This window comes from Helicobacter cetorum MIT 00-7128, assembly GCF_000259255.1.
Taxonomy (GTDB): Bacteria; Campylobacterota; Campylobacteria; order Campylobacterales; family Helicobacteraceae; genus Helicobacter; species Helicobacter cetorum_B.
The window spans coordinates 391,881-411,903 of the sequence record NC_017737.1 but is presented as its reverse complement, the minus strand read 5'-3'; the positions used below and the strand labels follow the sequence as shown (position 1 = coordinate 411,903).

The window sequence follows — 20,023 nt, the reverse complement described above, 5'->3', positions numbered from 1 at the left end:
CATGAAAGACATTTTAAACACCCTATATAATCAAAAAAATTTGAGCGATAGAGAAGCAGAAAAATTATTCACGCTTATTATCAATGAAGAAGTCAGCCCAGCACAGCTTGGAGCAATATTAAGTGCTTTAAAAATTAAGGGTGAGAGCTTTGATGAAATTAGTATCGCCGCACAAACGCTTTTAAAGCATACGCCAAAACCTTTCAATAGCAACTTGGACTTAATAGACAATTGCGGCACAGGGGGCGATGGACTAAAAACAATCAATATTAGCACCATAGCTGCACTTATTGCTAGCTCTATGGGACTACCTATGGCAAAACATGGTAGCAGAAGCGTATCAAGCTATAGTGGGAGTGCGGATTTATTAGAAAATCTAGGCGTGAATATTGAAATGAACAGCACACAATTAAAAAATTGCTTAGAGCATTCGCAATTTGGGTTTTTATTCGCACCCTTATATCATCAGAGTTTTAGAAAATCTGCCCCTTTAAGAAAAGAGCTTTTTGCTAAAACGATATTTAATTGCTTAGGGCCATTGATTAACCCCTTAAGACCTAAAATCCAGCTTTTAGGGGTGTATGATAAATCCTTGTGTAAGACTATGGCACTCGCTTTAAAAAAATTAGGCGTTCAAAGAGCTATGGTGGTTAATGGGGGTGGGAGTGATGAAATTGTCTTGCACGATACAACAAGTGTGTGCGAATTGAAAGATAATGAGATTTTAGAGTATTCTTTGAGTGCGAAAGATTTTAGTTTGCCCCCCTATGATTTGAAAGAATTACAGATTAATAACGCACAAGAAAGCACAAGAGCATGTTTAGATATACTACAAAATAAAGCCAAAGATTCGCATAAAATGGTAGTCGTGGCTAATGTAGCGTGCTTATTGTATTTGAAGGGTATTGCTAAAGATTTAAAAGAAGGCGTTGCAATGGTGCTAGAGCATTTAAAAACTGGTATTGCCTATACGCATTTACAAAAAATTATAGAGTTAAGCCATGCCTAGCGTGTTAGAAAATATTATCAAAAACAAACGCATAGAAGTCGCAACGCTTAAAAAAATCTATACTTTACCTAAAACACTAAGCTTAAGTAATAGAGATTTTAAAAAGGCATTATTAGAAAAAAACACAAGCTTTATTCTAGAGTGTAAAAAAGCTTCGCCTTCTAAAGGGCTTATTAGAGAAGATTTTAATGTAGAAAAAATCGCTAAAACCTATGAAAAATTTGCATCATGCATTTCAGTCTTAGCAGATAGACGCTATTTTTTAGGCTCATATGAAAACATTCAAATCGTTTCGCGAAATACCACTAAACCCATTTTGTGTAAAGACTTTATCATAGATAGTTTTCAAATCAAGCTTGCACGATTTATGGGAGCTAATGCAGTGCTTTTAATGCTAAGTGTCTTAGATGATAAAACTTATTTAAAGCTTTTTGACTTAGCTAAAACCCTTAATATGAATGTATTAAGCGAAGTGAGTAATGAAGAAGAAATCAAACGCCTTTTAAGTTTAAAGCACGACATTATAGGCATCAATAATAGGGATTTACACACTCTAAAAACTAACATTACTAACACCCTAAATTTACGCCCCCTTTTAGGAAAAGACGCTGTAGTGATTAGTGAATCTGGCATTAACTCGCATGCTGAAGTTAAAGCCCTAGCCCCTTATGTGAATGGCTTTTTAGTCGGTAGTTCTTTAATGAAAGAAAAAGATTTAAAAAAAGCGTGTGCTAAACTTATTTTAGGCGAAAATAAAGTCTGTGGCTTAACTAGAATTAAAGACGCTAAGGCGGTTTATAAAAACCATTTCATTTATGGGGGATTGATTTTTGAAAAATCTTCGCCTAGGTTCATTAAACCCAAAAAAGCACTAAAAATCACAAAAGCTGTTAAAAAGCTAGATTTTGTAGGCGTATTTGTGAGCCATAAAGCTAAAAAGATTGTTAAACTCGCCAAAGAGCTTGGTTTAAAAGCCATTCAATTGCATGGCAACTATTCATCTAAAGAAGTGGCATATTTAAGAAAAAAGCTTGTGAAAACTTGTGCCATTTGGCAAGTAGTCAGCGTAAGTTCTAAGAAAGATTTAAAACCTAAGTTTGAAGGGGCAAATTTAATTTTGTATGACACCAAGGGGGATAAATTTGGGGGTAATGGCATAAGCTTTGAATGGGGTATTTTAAAAGATGTTAAAGAGCCTTTTATTTTAGCTGGTGGGCTTAATTTAAATAATACTAAAGAAGCCTTAAAAGTAGGGGCTTTAGGATTAGACTTTAATTCAGGATTAGAAATTGCCCCAAGGTTAAAAGACAAAGATAAAATCAAGCAAGTAGCAAAAATTTTAAGAGAGTATTAGAATGAATAAAAATGCGTATTTTGGGGAGTTTGGAGGGTGTTTTGTTTCAGAATTATTAGTGCCTGCACTTAGAGAACTAGAGCTTGCTTTTTATGATAGCTTGAATGATAGCGAATTTCAAAAAGAATATACAAGGCTATTAAAAGATTTTGTAGGTCGCCCTAGCCCCTTAAGCTTATGTAGAAATATCATTTCTAATCCTAAAGTAAAGCTTTATCTAAAACGAGAAGATTTAATTCATGGCGGAGCACACAAGACTAATCAAGCCTTAGGGCAAGCCCTTTTAGCTAAAAAAATGGGTAAAACTAGAATTATTGCAGAAACGGGAGCTGGTCAGCATGGCGTAGCTACAGCCTTAGCGTGTGCGTTATTGCAATTAGAATGCGTGATTTATATGGGGGCTAAAGACATCAAACGACAAGAGCCAAATGTATTTAGAATGCGTTTATTAGGGGCAAAAATCATCAGCGTAACGCAAGGTTCAGCCACACTTAAAGACGCCGTGAATGAAGCCTTAAGAGACTACGCAAGTAGCTATAAAAACACGCATTACTTGCTAGGCACCGCCGCTGGACCACACCCCTACCCTACAATGGTTAAAACTTTTCAAAGCATGATTGGCACTGAATGTAAAGCTCAAATTTTAGAAAAAGAAAATCGCCTACCTGATTATGTTATAGCGTGTGTGGGGGGTGGCTCTAATGCTATAGGGATTTTTAATGCGTTTTTGAAAGATAAAGAAGTCAAGCTTATTGGTGTAGAGCCAGCGGGACTTGGACTAGATACAAACAAGCATGGAGCGACTTTAAATAAGGGGAGTATAGGCATTTTGCATGGCAATAAAACTTATCTTTTACAGGATAGTGAAGGTCAAATCACAGAAAGTCATAGCATTAGTGCAGGGCTAGATTATCCGGGTGTGGGGCCAGAACATAGTTATCTCAAAGATAGTAAGCGTGCTACCTATGAGAGTGCTACTGATAATGAAGCTTTAGAAGCGTTTAGTTTATTGTGTCAAAAAGAAGGCATTATTCCAGCACTAGAAAGCTCACACGCCTTAGCATATGCGTTGAAGCTTGCTAAAAAGTGCGATAAAGAGAGCATTATTGTGGTGAATTTAAGTGGTAGGGGCGATAAGGATTTAAACACCGTTTATGAATATTTTAAAAAGGATAGCCATGAGATATGAAAATATGTTTGAAACCTTAAAAAGACAAGAAAAAATGGCGTTTATCCCGTTTGTAACCTTAGGCGACCCTAATTATGAATGGAGTTTTGAGATTATCAAAACACTCATTGATAGCCATGTGAGTGCCTTAGAACTAGGCTTTGGCTTTTCTGACCCTGTAGCTGATGGAGCCATAATACAAGCGAGTAATTTAAGGGCATTAAAACATGCCAAAATGGACAAAAACTTTAAACTTCTCAAAGAGATTAGAGAGCATAACGCTCATATTCCTATCGGGCTTTTAGTGTATGCGAATTTAATTGTGGCTTTTGGAATAGAAAAATTTTATGCCACAGCTAAAGAATGTGGTGTGGATAGCATCTTAATAGCGGATATGCCTTTAATAGAAAAAGAATTAGTGGAAAAACACGCTAAAAAACACGAAATCAAACAAGTTTTTATCGCTAGCCCTAACGCAAATCTTAAAGACTTAGAACAAGTCGCTAATAATTCGCAAGGCTATATCTACACCTTAGCTAGAAGTGGGGTTACTGGTGCGAGCAATACGCTAGAAAATGACGCCAATAACATTATCAAAACCTTAAAATCCCTTTGTGCTACCCCATGCCTATTAGGCTTTGGTATTTCTAAAAAAGAACATGTGAAAAATGCTAGAAATATGGGAGCAAGTGGTGTGATTTGTGGCTCAGCATTAGTGAAAATTATAGAAGAGAATTTGAGTAACAAAAACGCTATGTTAGAAAAAATTAAGGGGTTTGTAGAAGAGATGATGAAATGAGTTGGATTGGTTTTTAATGCCACCAACAACAAAGCTAATCCTAACACTAAAAGATTGTTTTGGTATTTTTAGGCTTAGTGAAAGCCTAATCTTTTATGTTTTATATTACCATATTTTTGCATTTATCGCAGTTTTATCAGCCTAATAAATTTACCCCCCCCCCACTTTACTTTTATTTATCATTGCGAAAAGCTAAAATTCCAACCCCCCCCTTATTAGTTTCTGCTTTAACTTCTAAAATCCCATCACATCCAGCTAAAATAAATTTCTTCTCTCCAAATTTTAGAGTTGAACGCATGTTTTCTTTGTCTTTTTGCTTTTTTTCAACCATTGATTTTAAATCCCATTGCAACTCATCATCATCTAGTCCAAGAACACGATTTTTAAATGCTAATCTTTCACCTATTTGCGCACCAATTGAATAGCCATCACTCCCACTATATTCGCTAGTAGGCATATTATTCGCTAAGACTTGATTGATAAATTGCTTTTGATTTTTATCAAGTTGGTCAAGCTTTGACAAATAACGCATTAAATCACTGATTAACCCACAATTGCCACGATAACCTCAACATTTTTAATCATTATTTCATCGGTTTTAGAGGTAATAATAAGCCCTCCATCACTGCTTGCAACTTCTACTAGAGGCTCTTTGTTCCCACAAGCTACAGAAACCAATGCCAACAATGCACTCAAAACTATTCTAAAATCATCTCCATCTCCTTTTTAATATTTGTTTTGTGATGATTTATACTAAGACTATCTATTCACCTTTTTCTTTTAATTTGACACATACTTTTTCATACCATTTTAAAATGATTTGTGAAGTCTCTGCACTAGGGTTTACACATTTATTTAAAGTGCCTCTGCCTTGCGGAATACTTTCGCCACTATTAGCCCAGTCTAAAACTCTAACCGGTATTCTATAAATGAGCCAATCATGTTCTATTTTTGGCACAGAATAATGGGCGTATTTCCTAATATCATACGCCCCACCAATCACTTGCACCAAAGCAACAAGGCCTTGCCCAACCTTAATAGCAACCATACCATTGACTTTTATTTCATTCAAAAACTTAGCGATTTGGTTATTGCCATGCTCCCAACCGCCTAAACCAAATAAAGCCATTTTTTAAAATCTTTATCGTATCTTCAACCTTAGGATTGTCTTCACCAGGGCGCATTTGCATGTGCCAAAAATGTGCTCCATTCAACATACTCTTCTCCTATTCTTAATTTTTAATTAGATTGCTTAACTTTCGCTTGACCCACGAAAATAGACCTGTGGTTTCATCTTTCCCATTTTCAACTATAGGGGGGTTGGCTACAACAATAAGCTCATAAAAGATATTCTCGTATTCCCCATATTTTCCTTCTTTGGAAAACCTTTCATCAAGTTTCTTTCCAACATGACATACCGCAACAGATACTATCTCAAAACCTCCCTCATATAGCATTTGAAATAATATATTACAATAGATTGCATTCTTTGAAGTAGCAGGAAAAGAATCTGGTGGTGGTTCTCCAATAATTTCAACATCACATCTCAAAGACATATTGTAAATACCACAACAATTAACGCGATACGCATAAGTTCTTGTCGCCATTGCCCTACCCCATAATTACTAGTAAGTTCTTCTTTGAAACCCATTTTCATATTCCACCATCTTGCCATTTGCTGTAGTTGCAATCACTCTTCCGCCTGAAATTTGCACCCTTACAACATTGCTACCATAAGTCTTTCTTTGAAAGCCATTTTCATACTCCACTATCTTACCATCTCTAGTGACGGTAGCAACAATATGCCCATCAGTATCTGCATCCACAACATTACTACCATATGTTTTTCTCTGAAAACCATTTTCATATTCCACTACTTTACCATTAACTACCTTAACCACAAATGCCATATAAATCTCCTAAGAATAAATTGTAATATACCTAACAACCTAAAAACTATCAGCCTAGCCTCTATAATCTAACCTAATAGATATACCTTTAGGTATTTAGGTATTTAGGTATTTAGGTATTTAGGTATTTAGGTATTTAGGTATTTAGGTATTTAGGTATTTAGGTATTTAGGTATTTAGGTATTTAGGTATTTAGGTATTTAGGTATTTAGGTATTTAGGTATTTAGGTATTTAGGTATTTAGGTATTTAGGTATTTAGGTATTTAGGTATTTAGGTATTTAGGTATTTAGGTATTTAGGTATTTAGGTATTTAGGTATTTTACCATAATGTTCCTAAAGAATAACTTAAGAGGAATATGAACCTAACTCCCCCAATTCCTCCTATAAAACTTGGTCTCATCAATTAGCACAAAATTCATTGTAGATTCCTAGATACTCTAAAATACCTTATTATTTCAATAGCTTAAATATAAATTTTCAAGCACTCTAATTTTTTAATACCGATCTGCAATTCTTTTACAATTACAGACCTACTATATTCTCTTTTTAGAAAAACATACAATAGCTAGAAAACTTTGGAGCATTATCTATTGCTTAGCGCTAAATATTTAAGTGACCTTTCCCCCTTCTCCATCGTTAGAAAACTAAAACTTTTTCACAACTTGTAGGTCAATATTTTGTTGATAATTCTAATCAATCTCTTGTCCAAACAAATTAAGGCTAACATGCTTTTTTATAGCAGATTTCTCTTTTAAATCTTTTTTATCTTCTGGAATTTTTAAAATTTCTATCACTCGTTGGCTCAACTCTTTGAAACGCTTCTCTATACTCTCTTTATCCCATTTTTGATACTTCCTGACTATATCTTGAGTCATTGCAAAACTTGTTATTTTCTTGTTGCTATTCATATAAACATCACATTTTTGTTTAAAATCCTTATTCCCAGCTTGATTATTTTTGCGCTCTGCCAAAAGAGTAAGATTACCTAAAGAATGAGTATATCTTTCCCTTTCTTCATTGCTAAAATCTTTAAGCCACTGACTACCTTCGCTAGGATTTTGGGGCAAAATATGTTCCAAGAATACTTGATTAAATGGATAAAATTTAGGATTATCTACACGATAATATTCTATTAGAAGTAAAATGTATTTTGAAAATGGCCTTTTAGCAAAATTAGAAACTTTCAACAGCTCCAAAATTTCTTTTGCATTGTCTCCTTGAATACCTAAATTCTGTCTAATTTTTTTCTTAACTTCCTCTAAAGTTTTTTTCTCTTTAACATCCTTAATAATTGCAAAACTAGTCTCCCTAATCGCATCAGCTCTCCTGCCTTTAAGCAAATTCTGGTAATAATATTGTACCAATAATCTTTTAAGACTTTCTATATGCTCATATTTTACACAATGAGCGGTACATAAAATACTCCTATAATAAACCTTATGCTTTAAGTGTTTTAAAAGGGCTATGTGGACATCTTTCTCATTCTCCAATATTTCTTTATACGAAACAGCAAAGTCTTCAAGCTCTCTCATAATTATTAAAATGCTTTTTTGTAGATTTCCATTTTTATCTAGCCATTCTTGCAAAAGCCCCTTGCTCAAAGCTACTTCGGGTTTACTCCCCTTAAGATAATAAAGATAAGTAGTCAGAAAAAGCTCAAAAGCCCCAGAACTATCCTTTGCTTCTTTTTTATTAAATTTTTTCAGAGATTCCCCAAGTCTATCCCAAGCCATTTGAAAACCTCTCTTGTCCTTATCTTCTTTGCTTTTCCCCATAAGTTCTGCCTTCACAATATCTGTAAAACTCAAAGGCATGCCCCTAGCATTCAAAGTTGTAAAAACTTTAATCGCACTCTCTAAATTATCACAAATTACAAGACTAAATACTACTTTTTCATAAATAAAATCTATAAAACCATTAAGTTTTTTATTGTCAAAATCATGTGATTGACATACGCTTTCCAATAAGTCCTTAAGGTGGTGCGCATTCTCTAAATACTTGTTGTTAAGCTTATTCTTTTGTGTTGCCACATTAGTAAAATCCAGTTCCTTAACCACACCAACTTTAAACTGAATGATTTTATCATCAAGGGTAGCCAAGGTAAGCGTTTCTTTACCCCAAGCACTATAAATACTCTCCTTAATATACTTATTTAAAGTAGCCTCAGATAAAGTTATGATTTTACTCTCACAAAGCTTTTCTAACACACACGCCAAAAGAACAAAAGTAGTTAAACGCTGTTGTCCATCTATAATATCATATCTATCATCGGTATCTTTTTTATACAGCACTAAAGAACCACAAAAATACCTCTCACTTCCCCTATGAACAAATGCCCCACTTAAATCATCTATTAAGGCTTCTAATTCCTCTAACCCCCAATTATAAGGGCGTTGATAATTAGGAACTTGATATAAATCCTCTTTTCTACCAAAAAGTCCACAAAGAGGAGTAAATTTTGTATCAACAATATCTTTTGCCATAACTTAGCTATTGCTCCTTTAGATTCTCATCGCTTAATGCTTGGAAATATTCTAGCATTTTTTAAAACATATATTCTCAACCCTACAATCACACCAAACAAAACCATTGCTATAGCCCTACACTGCAACACACAATCAACTCCATCAAAAACCACCAACAATATTCAATACAACAATCAAGAAAGAAATAAAAAAACTAAAAACAAACATTTGCCTATCTTGGGTTAATTTAAACCACCAATCAAGTATTGAATTTTTTGGCTAATTACCTTTGGTAAAAACTTAAAATTTCTATTAAACATAAAAACAAGTTTCCATATCCAACAAATATATCATGTCAATAACTATCAATCTATTACCAAAAAAATCAAGAGACTTATCTCTACTCTCATGTATCCCTCTTTCTAGTAGCTAAGTCAAGTTGCCATATGTGCCATCAATACAATATACGCCATACACTTAAAGATATAAGAAAAAATAAATAAATGTATCTACAATTTTATAGTATCACTTTCTATCAATCTTAATAGAAACAAATTTGATTGAAAGTCAAAAAGTTGCTTGTGAGAACCAACGAGAATTAAAATCAAAAGCTACCATGTTTTTAAACAACAAAAAAACCACTCGTCATACACACCTAAATACACCAAACAAAAGACAGTATCATTCAATACGCAATAAGATAAACATTAAAAACATTAGAAATGAAAATTAAAAAATATCAAAGAACATTTTTAAGGATAAAAACTAACTACTCAATAAAAACCAAAACTTCACAACCAATAAGTTTTATTTAAAAGGATATAAAATAAATACTAGACTATCAAAAAAGTATTAAAAAAAATAAGAAATAAAATAAATTAAACTAAAATTTTAAATAAATTAAAAACAAGTAAGATTTAAAAAACATTTCCCTATCCCTGCACCGACTTACATTCCCACTCTTGAAAAGAGCAGTATTATCAGCGATGAAGAGCTTGACTTCCAGGTTCGGAATGGTTAACTGGGTAGTTCCTCTTCTCTAAAGGCACAAGGAAAAGGGAGTTAAAGATAAAATCTGATTTATCCTTAACTCCCTTTTCTAATCCTAGGGAGTTATGTTTTTAACAAAAGAAGATTGTTAATAGCCCATAAGTTTTAGTAAAACTCAATCTCCCTTACACTCAGTAAGGCAGTGGTAACTTATTCATGTTTATTGTCGTTATTTTATAAAAAAGCAAAAAACAAGCCAAACGCTCTATTAGTAGTAGTCAGCTAAACATATTACTATGCTTACACATCTACCCTATCAAGCACATAGTCTTTGTGCGAGCTTCAGGGAAAGTTAATCTTGGAGTTGGCTTCCTGCTTAGATGCTTTCAGCAGTTATCACATCCGTGTGTAGCTACCCAGCGATGCTCTTGGCAGAACAACTGGTGCACCAGTGACACGTCCATCCCGGTCCTCTCGTACTAGGGACAGCTCTCCTCAACTTTCCTACGCCCACGGCAGATAGGGACCGAACTGTCTCACGACGTTCTGAACCCAGCTCGCGTACCGCTTTAAATGGCGAACAGCCATACCCTTGGGACCTGCTCCAGCCCCAGGATGCGATGAGCCGACATCGAGGTGCCAAACCTCCCCGTCGATGTGAGCTCTTGGGGGAGATCAGCCTGTTATCCCCGGGGTACCTTTTATCCTTTGAGCGATGGCCCTTCCACACAGAACCACCGGATCACTATGACCGACTTTCGTCTCTGCTTGACTTGTATGTCTCACAGTCAGGCTGGCTTGTGCCATTACACTCAACTTGCGATTTCCAACCGCAATGAGCCAACCTTTGCAAGCCTCCGTTACTTTTTAGGAGGCGACCGCCCCAGTCAAACTACCCACCAAGCATTGTCCTGCCTGTGGATAACACAGGCCAGTTAGCTAACAGAAACATCAAGGGTGGTATCTCAAGAATGGCTCCATAAGAGCCAAAGCCCTTACTTCAAAGCCTCCCACCTATCCTGCGCATGATATTCCCATTAGCAGTGCTAAGCTGTAGTAAAGGTCCACGGGGTCTTTCCGTCTTGCCGCGGGTAGGAGGAATTTTCACCTCCACTACAATTTCACTGAATCTCTGGTTGAGACAGCTCCCATCTCGTTACGCCATTCATGCAGGTCGGTATTTAACCGACAAGGAATTTCGCTACCTTAGGACCGTTATAGTTACGGCCGCCGTTTACTCGGGCTTCAATTCAACGCTTCATCTTGCGACTGACGCATCCTCTTAACCTTCGAGCACCGGGCAGGCGTCACACCTTATACTTCCTCTTACGAGTTGGCAAAGTGCTGTGTTTTTGGTAAACAGTCGGGAGGGACTCTTTGCTGAGACCACATTGCTGTGGCACACCTTATCGCGAACTTACGGTGCTAGTTTGCAGAGTTCCTTAACCAGAGTTCTTTCACGCGCCTTAGAATACTCATCTCATCTACCTGTGTCGGTTTGCGGTACGGACGACTATGGATATGCTTAGAGGCTTTTCTTGGCACGACGGTATCAGCGATTCTCTCTTTGTTCTAAAAGAACTCAAAGAGCCTGTCAGGTTTCGAATACAGAGGTGGATTTGCCTTCCCTCCAATCTACGCCCTTCGACTAGCACTTCCATCAGCTAGCTCGCTTAACCCTATGCGTCCCCCCATCACGCTCCATAGTCGGTATGGGAATATTAACCCATTTGCCATCGCCTACCCCTTTCGGACTCGGCTTAGGACCCGACTAACCCTACGATGACGACCATCGCGTAGGAAACCTTAGATTTACGGCGGATACAATTCTCATATATCTTATCGTTACTCATTCCTGCATGCTCACTTCTATACGCTCCAGCACTCCTTACCGGTATACCTTCAACGCTGTATAGAACGCTCTTCTACCACTGTGCATCAGCACAATCTACAAATTCGGTGTCTATCTTAGCCCCGTTATATTTTCAGCGCATGACCACTAGACCAGTGAGCTGTTACGCTTTCTTTAAAGGATGGCTGCTTCTAAGCCAACCTCCTGGTTGTTTGAGTAGCCACACATCTTTTTCCACTCAGAATAGAACTTAGGGACCTTATTTGGTAGTCTGGGTTGTTCCCCTTTTGACGATTGATTTTATCACCCACCGCCTGACTCCCAAGATACGATAAAAGGTATTCGAAGTTTGATAGGGTTTGGTACCGCGGCGAGCAGCCCTAGCCCAATCAGTGCTCTACCCCCTTTTATTATCACTTGAGGCTATACCTAAATATATTTCGAAGAGAACCAGCTATCACTAAGTTTGTTTGGCCTTTCACCCCTATCCACAGCTCATCCCAACCCGTTTCAATGGGTACGAGTTCAGTCCTCCACGCGCTATTACACGCGTTTCAACTTGGCCATGGATAGATCACTTAGCTTCGGGTCTGCAGCATCTGACTAAATCGCCCTATTCAGACTCGCTTTCGCTACGGCTTCGCATACGCTTAACCTTGCCAGATACCACAACTCGCAGGATCATTATGCAAAAGGCAGTCCATCACCCTGATAAATCATAGGGCTCTGAATGATTGTAAGCAGATGGTTTCAGGTTCTATTTCACTCCGCTCACTGCGGTTCTTTTCACCTTTCCCTCACGGTACTTGTTCGCTATCGCTCAAAGAGTAGTATTTAGGGTTGGAGAGTGGTCTCCCCGGCTTCAACCAAGATTTCACGTGTCTCGGCCTACTCTGGATACTGCTACCTAAGAACACCTTGTCGCATACAAGGCTATCACTTTCTATGGCTTACCTTTCCAGGTAACTCTGCTAAAGTGTTCTATTGGATGACGCAGTCCTCAACCCCGAATGCAAGCACTCGGTTTGCCCTTTTCCCCTTTCGCTCGCCACTACTTAGGGAATCTCGTTGATTTCTTTTCCTCTAGTTACTGAGATGTTTCACTTCACTAGGTTCGCTCTCTATATTAGAGTAACTAATATCTCTATTAGTTGGGTTGCCCCATTCGGACATCTACGCATCAATGCTCCTTGACAGCTCCGCATAGCTTATCGCAGTCTAGTACGTCCTTCATCGCCTCTCTTTGGCAAGGCATCCGCCATCTGCTCTTAAAAGCTTGTTTTAAATTCTAAAATATCCTTTAAAACCCGCCTTTTTATATAATGAATAACGACAATTGCATGAATATTCTTCAACGCTACCACTGCCTTACTGAATATAAGACAGAGTAATTGTAGTTTTACTTTACTTTTACATAGGCTATTAACAATATTAAATCAAATAACTTCGTTTTAGTGATAACTTGCTAGGTTTGTTAAACAATCGTTTGCTTAACTTGTTAGCTTGTCGTCAAAAACGAAATGTAATTATAGACACGCAATGCTTAAAGTTTGCTTAAACATAAAAAAGATTTGGGAAAAGATTGAAAATAAAATTCAATAGAAGGGTTATTAGGCTGTTGTGAGAGCCTTAAATGGGTGGTTAGGGGGGATATTGGGAGGGAAGGGAAAAAGGAGAAAGATTGAAAGAAGTTGCATTAGATAGAGAATAGATAGAGAATAGAGTTGAAAAGTTTCTAAAAAATAGAAATTATAGAGGTTATAGAGGTTATAAGAAATAAAAAATGCTCTCAATTCAAATAAGAATTGTTATTTTGATATATAAGTTCAATAGTATAAGTGATAAGGGGAGGTAGAGAATAGCATAAAAAGATACAAGAATAGTAAAAATCAATTAGAACTAAATAGTGATAGAAAAAATATAAGAGGATGGGATTGAGAGAATCAAATATAATAGAGGGGGTTACACTCCTATTTTAGAGGAGCGTTTTTTTAGATAGTCTAAAAACTCATGCTAAGCTTTTAAAAATTAAGGTTTTAACCCTAAAATAATGCAAAAAACAAGAATTAAAAGCAAAACTTTAAAATCAAGATTACTTTTGCATTATCTTTAGTATCCGTTATTTGAGACCCATACAATACTTCTGCGTCTTCGTGTAAGATATCACCAATAGAGTCTAGCGCTTCACAATACTTGTCAAAAGGATAATCTTCATGCCTGCAAAAATATGCAAGAGCGCCACAAAAAGGAGACTTTGTTTTTATCTCATTTAAATATTCAAGACCATAACCCAAAGGTTTTAAAGCGTTTTTGAGCGCTATGAGGCAAGCATTCTTAAGGTCTTTATCCTCCCCTTTTCCTACTACCATTACACCATTTTTATGAGTAGCTAGTATCATAAAATGAGTCATATCAATATTGATTTCCCCTTGAGTTAAAACCATCTCTTTTATAGCATTAATACAAGCAAAAACTTCATTTTTATTGCATACGACTATAGAATTAGATTCTTTAAAGATTTTTATTTCTTGGCTATTTTTAGGGGTTGTTATGACAAAAACAAAGGGGTAATCTTTAGCAATTTGCTTGGCTAAGACTAGGTTATCCCCCACTACAATACAAACCAAGCCACTAGCTTTAGCTACACTCTCTTTCAAAAGCTCTTTGTCTATGACTTCTATTTTCCCTGCTTGTATGTCTTGTGGGATTTCAACCCCACAATCTTTTAATACAATAACTCTAAAATGCTCCATTGAATATGCCATAAAAATTCCTTTGATTATGAGATATATTTTTTAATGTTAGCGTTTAGTGTCTCCACTAATTCTTTATGCTTGTTGAAGTAGTCTAAAATAGCTTGACTAAATTTTTCTACACTCCAAGTTCCATTAAGGATATTGTCTGCAAAGTTTTTACTGCCACCAAGTTTTTTAGATAGATACCACCAGTCTAACCACCATTCAGTTGTTCTAAAATTATCAAGCTTTAAATCTTTTTTATTTGCTCATGCTTACCTTTGAGCGTTTCACACCCAACAATTCCAAAATATACATCAAAAAAGTTTCCTGTTTCAAGTAAAAATCGCATTTTTTCATTATTTAGTTTAATTTCCAAACAATTTACAATTTTTTTATTAAAATCTTGTGCTGCACAACTACTGCTCACAACCCATTTTATTTTGTCATCAGCACTCATTTTTTGCTCTATTAGCTCTTTAAAGAGTATGCCTTGCTCTAAATTTTCTAATTTAAGCTTATCGCCTTTGTAAAATAGCTTTGTGTTGCTCTCATCTAACTTGAAATCGCCTAAGCTGTTTTGACTAGGCAAGCGTTCTTCTTTTGTTAAATACAAAACACAAATATCTTGTGCATCATTAACTTGATAGTCCTTAACTACGCCTAGAATATAATCAGAAATTTGATTATCACAATCGCCTGCGTATATCTTATTTTCTAAAATAATATGCTTAAACCCATCGCTTAAAAATAAATCCATTCGCCTACTACCATTTGTAGTAACTTCTTTTTCAACAATTTTAGTATCTATGCTATTAAAACCAAAACTCTCTAAATGACACACCTTTAAAAACGCCTTTAAAAACAAGTCTTTTTGATAGTGTTCCCCCATAGTGTCTAAGAATGAATGTAAGATTTTAGAATGCCTCACTTCATCGCTCTCACTCATCAGCACGCTAAACACATTGTAATCATGCAATCCCCTAGCTCTTTTTATCTCAAGCTCTTTTAAAGCATGTTTGACTTTATTAAAAAATGGTTGGTAATCGCTCATTTTGAAAACCTCATCTCATTAGACAAATACTCTAAAGCGTCGGCTATTTTGTCTAACAACTCGTTAGTTCTTTGTCTTTCGTTATTAGCGTTTTTAAGCTCTGAATTGATGTTTCTAAGCAAGTCATTAGTCTTTCTTTTTTCATCAGCAACCTCATAAACTTGCTCGCCAATATGACGCAACCTATCATAATGCCAATTATTCCCCCACTCTGCCCCACCATTGGCATATAACACCATTTCTTCTAGGGATTGTATCCTTTCGCATAGCTCTGTTTGAAAATCCCTAGTAATCTTACGCCAACCAAAAATATTAGGCTTAGAAACCATACCCTCTTTTTCTAACATTTCTAAGACAAGCTGACAATCTTTTAAATCAAAATTGATGATATGCTTAAAATATGCCTTAGTAAATCTTGATTTTTCCTTTTGCCCCTTTTCAAGCGTTCTCAATAATTCTTCTAGCGATTTATCATTAATATCTTGCTTTCTTTTCCATATATTTTCATTGAATAAAGCTCTAAGCTCTTCTAAAACTTCTTGACTAAACTTCTCTTTATTCATACCTATTCCTTTCATAATCTAAATTACTTTGATAAACCTCTCTTAAGCTTTCGCCTATTCTAGAAACTCCCATGATAGCCTTTAATTTTGCATGGTCTCTATGCTTGGCATTAAGTTTTGCAAACTCTTCTTCTAAAGTTTCTGCCTTTTGAATAAAAACTTCTAATTCTTCTTTAGAACAAATAAGTGGTGTTGCAATTTCATACAATAATTTATCTAATAAATTTTGCAAATCGCCATCAATACAAGTCTTATCTATAACCTTAAGATTTTCATCTAATCCAAAAAAATACAAACCATTTACAAGCCCCTCTATGCTATCTATGTGAGCTTTTTTAAAAATTAGCTCTAATAATTCCATAATCAATTCTTGCTTTTTAGCATGATATTCTCTTATAGTTTGCAATCTAGCAAAAAGTTCATCTAAATCAGTCTTAGCGACAACACCCTTTTGTTCTAAGTTTTTGGCTTGCTCTTCTAAATAATGCGTGAATTTTTTAACAAAACAATCTAGCATTCTTATCCTTTATTTTAAGATAAATTCTTCTATATTTTCATTTAAGACTTCTATTATCTCTTGGCGTTTTTTGAAATAATTATAGACAAATACGCCGTAATTTTCAGCATTCAAGCTTTTATCTTCCAAACTCTCTAAAAAACTTTTTTCTAAATTTAGGGCGTCTTCTACATAACGATAATCTAGCCATTCGCTTCTAAAGCAGGTATTAAAGTTTTGTGCGCTATTTTCAATTAAATAAGCCGTTTTTAACAAATCTATTTCACTATGCCTACATTTTTCAAAAATGCCACAACTTAGTATATATTCCACACAAGAAACCCCTCTAATTTTTAGCAATTTAAAAGCAAATTGCGCTTCTTTGATTTCGCCCTTAAAATTAAGATTTAATTCTAAAATATCCTTACTCTCTTTTAATTCTAGCTCCCAGTTAGGCTCTTTTTCAAACTTCTCTTTTAAAAACTCATAAGTCTTTGTTATAAAATCCCTTACTAAAGAATTAGATTTTTTAATAAGATTATCCATATGTATAAGCCATTCTTTATGCTCTAAACAATACGCATAAATATAATCAGTAATTTTTGCAATATCTTTAGCGTTTAGCGTTTCCAAACTAATCTCTTTTTTTAAATTTCTCATATCAAAAGAACAATAATTGCGTTGCGTTTTGTTAAAGTGTGGCTCAGTTTGTTGTAAAATCTCTTGGATTTGTCTAGAGTTAGTGTCGCCTGCCTGATAGCATCTAATCAAACTGCTACGCCCATCATAATCTATTGCACTTGCACTAGCACCAATCAATTTAACGCTCTTTTCTATCGTGCTGATATAAAACCCTTCAAACACATTTTCTTTTGGATACACATAAAAATTAGTCCCCTTAAACTTCTCTTGTAATACTGCAATTAAGGACTTTATAAATTCTTGTTCTTCTTGTTCTTGTGCGTATTTTTGTGTTATACAGCCTGCATGTTTGTCAAAAAAGCATAGCACCATTTTAACAAACTCTTCTGTGCTTATTTTATTTGTTCTTATCCAATCAAGTAGATTATCTTCTAACTCTTCATTTTCATAACAACCCTTGCAATACATTTCGCCACTTTCTTCAAACCCTCTTATTTGAATACGGCAACTATCATTATCATTAAAAATAATAGCAATCCCATGTTCTATTAAAATAGAATATTCTACTTGATAATTTGTAGGGATTTTAGCTTGAATAAGACTAATGGCTGTTTTAAAAAACTCATATTCAATTTGTCTGTCTTGTTTATATTTTTCTTTGAGCTTTAATAATTTTTGCTTGTTGTTTTTAAAAAAGTTTAAAACAAAATCCCCTAACTCCATTTCACATAGCTTACTTTCTATGATATTATCTAGCATTTTTCCTTTAAGCTTGAATTGCTTTATAAGATTACAGCTCATTAGTGTGCTATCTTTTAACCCCATTTCTTGAATAGAAAAAACCATAGAACACTTACGCCCTTGCAAGACAATTTGAATGCTAAAATCTTCAATCTCTATATAAACTAAATTCCCATAATGATTTACTTTCTCAAATCCCTGCTCTTTTAAATACTCTTTTAAATTCGCTAAAAAATCTTTAATAACGCATTCTTCTAACGCATTAAATTGTCTGAATAAATGCTTAGAATAATTTTCTTTTTTCCTTTTTATCATCGCTCTTATTTGTTCTTTATTCATTTTTAAAATCCTTAATAGTATTTTTAAATACAAGAAGTGCGTTACAAAATTGTAACGCTAAAATCTCTTAAAACTCACACACCCTTAAACTTTCTATAATTTTCAATTAAGGGCTTAATATCATCTTTAAAAAGAGCGATGTATTCATCACTTAGCCCTATAGTGCCTGTAGGGTGTGGGAAAGCTACCACTTCGCATTTTTCAAAACTTTGAAACCCCACTCTAAAAGACTTGCCTTCAAAAGGCTTAGTGATATAATTTGGCTCATTTTTAGCCTTACCTAGAAAATTTTCAACATAAGGTTTAATTCTTTCATCATTTAAAGCCCTTAGCATATCAATCCCAAAGAAGAATAATAGCTTAGGCTCTAGGACTTCTATGTATTGTAAAAAATTATCTTTATGCTCTATCAGTTCATCATCAAAATTTTTTGATTTAGTATCCACCCAATTGATATTGATAAGGCTCTTTTCAAACGCCCCCATCTTCTCTTCTTCACTCTCTAAGGCACAATCCCACAGACCAAACCATCCAGTAATGCGTCTTTGAAATCTAAAGGGGATAGTAGCGAAATAATACGATTGCTCTTCTTCGCTAACCTTTTTGATAAACTCCGCATTCACATTATCTGGATCTTCATATACACCTACCCCATGATTCAACCCACAAATCACTAAACCATGCTTTTTATTAAACTCATTGACATTCATGCCAAAAACTAAATTTAGACCTTGCATATTTGCCCCTTTTTATTAACTTTATTAACCCCACATGCATATAGGAAGCGCCTAAAATATGGGGTTGAAAAAATTAAATGCGAAATTTGAAAAACTGAGTAGTTAGATAGAAAACTAGGTAAAAAGTAATAAAAGAGTTTAATCTTACAAGAGAGAGAGAGAAGACAAATTTTTGAGATTAATTGTCATTTTTATTTAACTCCCTTTTTTGTGATTGAATAGTAAAATTCTAATTAAAGATTTTTAATAGATATTAAACAAAAAGCATATTAAAAGCCTAAAATCATTTTGTATTCAAAAGGCGTTTTTCTTTAAAGTCTTGATACTCTTTGAGAGCGTAATTTACAAAAGGTTTAATCGCAATCCCCCCACGAGAGACAAAATCCCCATACACTTCCAAATACTTTGGCTCTAACAATTCTACCAAGTCAAGCAAAATCGTATTGATACAACTCTCATGAAAATTCCCACAATTTCTATAACTGAATAAATAGAGTTTTAGAGACTTGCTCTCTACCATTTTATCCTTAGGAATGTAGCGGATGTATATCGTGCCAAAATCTGGTTGTGCAGTGATAGGACAAAGGCTTGTAAATTCCTTGCATTCTAAAGTAATCAAGGGTTCTAAATTAGGGTTTGGGTTAGGAAAGGCTTCTAACAAATCCTTGTTGTATTCAAAAATATAGGGCGTTTTAGTGCCTAAAGATTTGAGATTGAGTTCATTATTTTCTTGCATAAAAATTCCTTGAGTAATTTAGGTTATAATAACGCTATTTTAACCCATTTTTAAATAAAACCACAATTAGGAAACTTATGAATAAACGCATAGAAACCATTATAGCTCTACTAGATGAAAAAAAGGCTTTTGATATTACGCATATTGATTTATCCAAAACCCCCTATCTAGTAGAAGATGTCATTATCGCAACCGCCTTGGCTAGTAAGCATGCTCTTTCTTTACTAGATACCCTTAAAAACACCCTTAAACCCTTAGGTGAAGTCTTTTATCAAGTAGATGAAGAAAGTGAAGATTGGATTATCATTGATTTAGGGGATTTGATGATTCATCTTTTTGCAGAAGATTGCCGTAAAAAGTTTGATTTAGAAGGGTTTTTGAATACTTATAAAAGCGAGCAAGCTCATCAAAACGCCTAAAAAACTTATCGC

19 protein-coding genes and 2 rRNA genes are annotated in these 20,023 nt (G+C 35.0%); 5 read left to right on the top strand and 16 right to left on the bottom strand.

What is annotated here, in order from left to right; all coding sequences use genetic code 11:
* Position 1: 1 nt before the first annotated feature.
* The 4 genes from trpD to trpA are packed head-to-tail and all read left to right on the top strand — an operon-like array spanning position 2 to position 4,330.
* Positions 2 to 1,009, top strand: coding sequence for an anthranilate phosphoribosyltransferase (gene trpD, locus HCW_RS01980; RefSeq protein ID WP_014660555.1), 1,008 nt, complete (start codon positions 2 to 4; stop codon positions 1,007 to 1,009).
* Complete coding sequence (trpCF, locus tag HCW_RS01975) at positions 1,002 to 2,363, top strand: bifunctional indole-3-glycerol-phosphate synthase TrpC/phosphoribosylanthranilate isomerase TrpF (RefSeq protein ID WP_014660554.1); 1,362 nt, start codon at positions 1,002 to 1,004, stop codon at positions 2,361 to 2,363. The genes trpD and trpCF overlap by 8 nt, the downstream gene beginning before the upstream one ends.
* A gap of 1 nt (position 2,364) precedes the next feature.
* Positions 2,365 to 3,552 (top strand): tryptophan synthase subunit beta, encoded by a 1,188-nt coding sequence (gene trpB, locus HCW_RS01970; RefSeq protein ID WP_014660553.1) that lies wholly within the window; start codon positions 2,365 to 2,367, stop codon positions 3,550 to 3,552.
* Complete coding sequence (trpA, locus tag HCW_RS01965; protein WP_014660552.1) at positions 3,542 to 4,330, top strand: tryptophan synthase subunit alpha; 789 nt, start codon at positions 3,542 to 3,544, stop codon at positions 4,328 to 4,330. The genes trpB and trpA overlap by 11 nt, the downstream gene beginning before the upstream one ends.
* Before the next feature lie 172 nt (positions 4,331 to 4,502).
* Here trpA and HCW_RS01960 read toward each other — a convergent pair whose 3' ends face one another.
* The 16 genes from HCW_RS01960 to queF all read right to left on the bottom strand — a co-directional run bounded on the left by HCW_RS01960 (position 4,503) and on the right by queF (position 19,592).
* Positions 4,503 to 4,862: a hypothetical protein gene (locus tag HCW_RS01960; protein ID WP_014660551.1), complete on the bottom strand. Its 360-nt coding sequence runs from the start codon at positions 4,860 to 4,862 to the stop codon at positions 4,503 to 4,505.
* Positions 4,863 to 4,873: 11 nt separating this feature from the next.
* Positions 4,874 to 5,026: a hypothetical protein gene (locus HCW_RS09355; protein WP_155802207.1), complete on the bottom strand. Its 153-nt coding sequence runs from the start codon at positions 5,024 to 5,026 to the stop codon at positions 4,874 to 4,876.
* Positions 5,027 to 5,093: 67 nt separating this feature from the next.
* Positions 5,094 to 5,459: a hypothetical protein gene (locus HCW_RS01955; RefSeq protein WP_014660550.1), complete on the bottom strand. Its 366-nt coding sequence runs from the start codon at positions 5,457 to 5,459 to the stop codon at positions 5,094 to 5,096.
* Positions 5,419 to 5,547, bottom strand: a complete 129-nt coding sequence (locus HCW_RS09835) for a hypothetical protein (protein WP_269208201.1) — start codon at positions 5,545 to 5,547, stop codon at positions 5,419 to 5,421. The genes HCW_RS01955 and HCW_RS09835 overlap by 41 nt, the downstream gene beginning before the upstream one ends.
* 15 nt (positions 5,548 to 5,562) lie before the next feature.
* Complete coding sequence (locus HCW_RS01950; RefSeq protein ID WP_014660549.1) at positions 5,563 to 5,937, bottom strand: hypothetical protein; 375 nt, start codon at positions 5,935 to 5,937, stop codon at positions 5,563 to 5,565.
* Between the two features lie 18 nt (positions 5,938 to 5,955).
* Positions 5,956 to 6,240: an IceA2 protein gene (locus HCW_RS01945; RefSeq protein ID WP_014660548.1), complete on the bottom strand. Its 285-nt coding sequence runs from the start codon at positions 6,238 to 6,240 to the stop codon at positions 5,956 to 5,958.
* 691 nt (positions 6,241 to 6,931) lie between these two features.
* Positions 6,932 to 8,725 carry a DUF262 domain-containing protein gene (locus HCW_RS01940; RefSeq protein WP_014660547.1) on the bottom strand — a complete coding sequence of 598 codons (1,794 nt, stop codon included), beginning with the start codon at positions 8,723 to 8,725 and terminating at the stop codon, positions 6,932 to 6,934.
* 917 nt (positions 8,726 to 9,642) lie between these two features.
* Positions 9,643 to 9,760 (bottom strand): 5S ribosomal RNA (rrf, locus tag HCW_RS01935).
* Positions 9,761 to 9,944: 184 nt separating this feature from the next.
* Positions 9,945 to 12,831, bottom strand: a 23S ribosomal RNA gene (locus HCW_RS01930).
* A 784-nt stretch (positions 12,832 to 13,615) separates the two neighbouring features.
* A complete protein-coding gene (locus HCW_RS01925) occupies positions 13,616 to 14,314 on the bottom strand; it encodes a hypothetical protein (protein WP_014660546.1) in 699 nt (232 codons plus the stop codon).
* A 220-nt stretch (positions 14,315 to 14,534) separates the two neighbouring features.
* On the bottom strand, positions 14,535 to 15,338 hold the full coding sequence (locus tag HCW_RS01920) for a PD-(D/E)XK nuclease family protein (protein WP_014660545.1): 804 nt from the start codon (positions 15,336 to 15,338) through the stop codon (positions 14,535 to 14,537).
* Entirely contained in the window at positions 15,335 to 15,901 is a 567-nt protein-coding gene (locus HCW_RS01915) for a hypothetical protein (protein WP_014660544.1), read from the bottom strand. Before HCW_RS01915 ends, HCW_RS01920 begins: the two co-directional genes overlap by 4 nt.
* Positions 15,894 to 16,418: a hypothetical protein gene (locus tag HCW_RS01910; RefSeq protein WP_014660543.1), complete on the bottom strand. Its 525-nt coding sequence runs from the start codon at positions 16,416 to 16,418 to the stop codon at positions 15,894 to 15,896. The genes HCW_RS01915 and HCW_RS01910 overlap by 8 nt, the downstream gene beginning before the upstream one ends.
* Before the next feature lie 9 nt (positions 16,419 to 16,427).
* Complete coding sequence (locus HCW_RS01905; protein WP_014660542.1) at positions 16,428 to 18,119, bottom strand: hypothetical protein; 1,692 nt, start codon at positions 18,117 to 18,119, stop codon at positions 16,428 to 16,430.
* Between the two features lie 74 nt (positions 18,120 to 18,193).
* On the bottom strand, positions 18,194 to 18,856 hold the full coding sequence (locus HCW_RS01900; RefSeq protein WP_014660541.1) for a hypothetical protein: 663 nt from the start codon (positions 18,854 to 18,856) through the stop codon (positions 18,194 to 18,196).
* 283 nt (positions 18,857 to 19,139) lie between these two features.
* Positions 19,140 to 19,592 carry a preQ(1) synthase gene (gene queF / locus HCW_RS01895; protein WP_014660540.1) on the bottom strand — a complete coding sequence of 151 codons (453 nt, stop codon included), beginning with the start codon at positions 19,590 to 19,592 and terminating at the stop codon, positions 19,140 to 19,142.
* Between the two features lie 77 nt (positions 19,593 to 19,669).
* On the opposite strand from queF, the gene rsfS reads away from it, so the two are divergent.
* On the top strand, positions 19,670 to 20,011 hold the full coding sequence (gene rsfS, locus HCW_RS01890; protein ID WP_014660539.1) for a ribosome silencing factor: 342 nt from the start codon (positions 19,670 to 19,672) through the stop codon (positions 20,009 to 20,011).
* Positions 20,012 to 20,023: the final 12 nt, after the last annotated feature.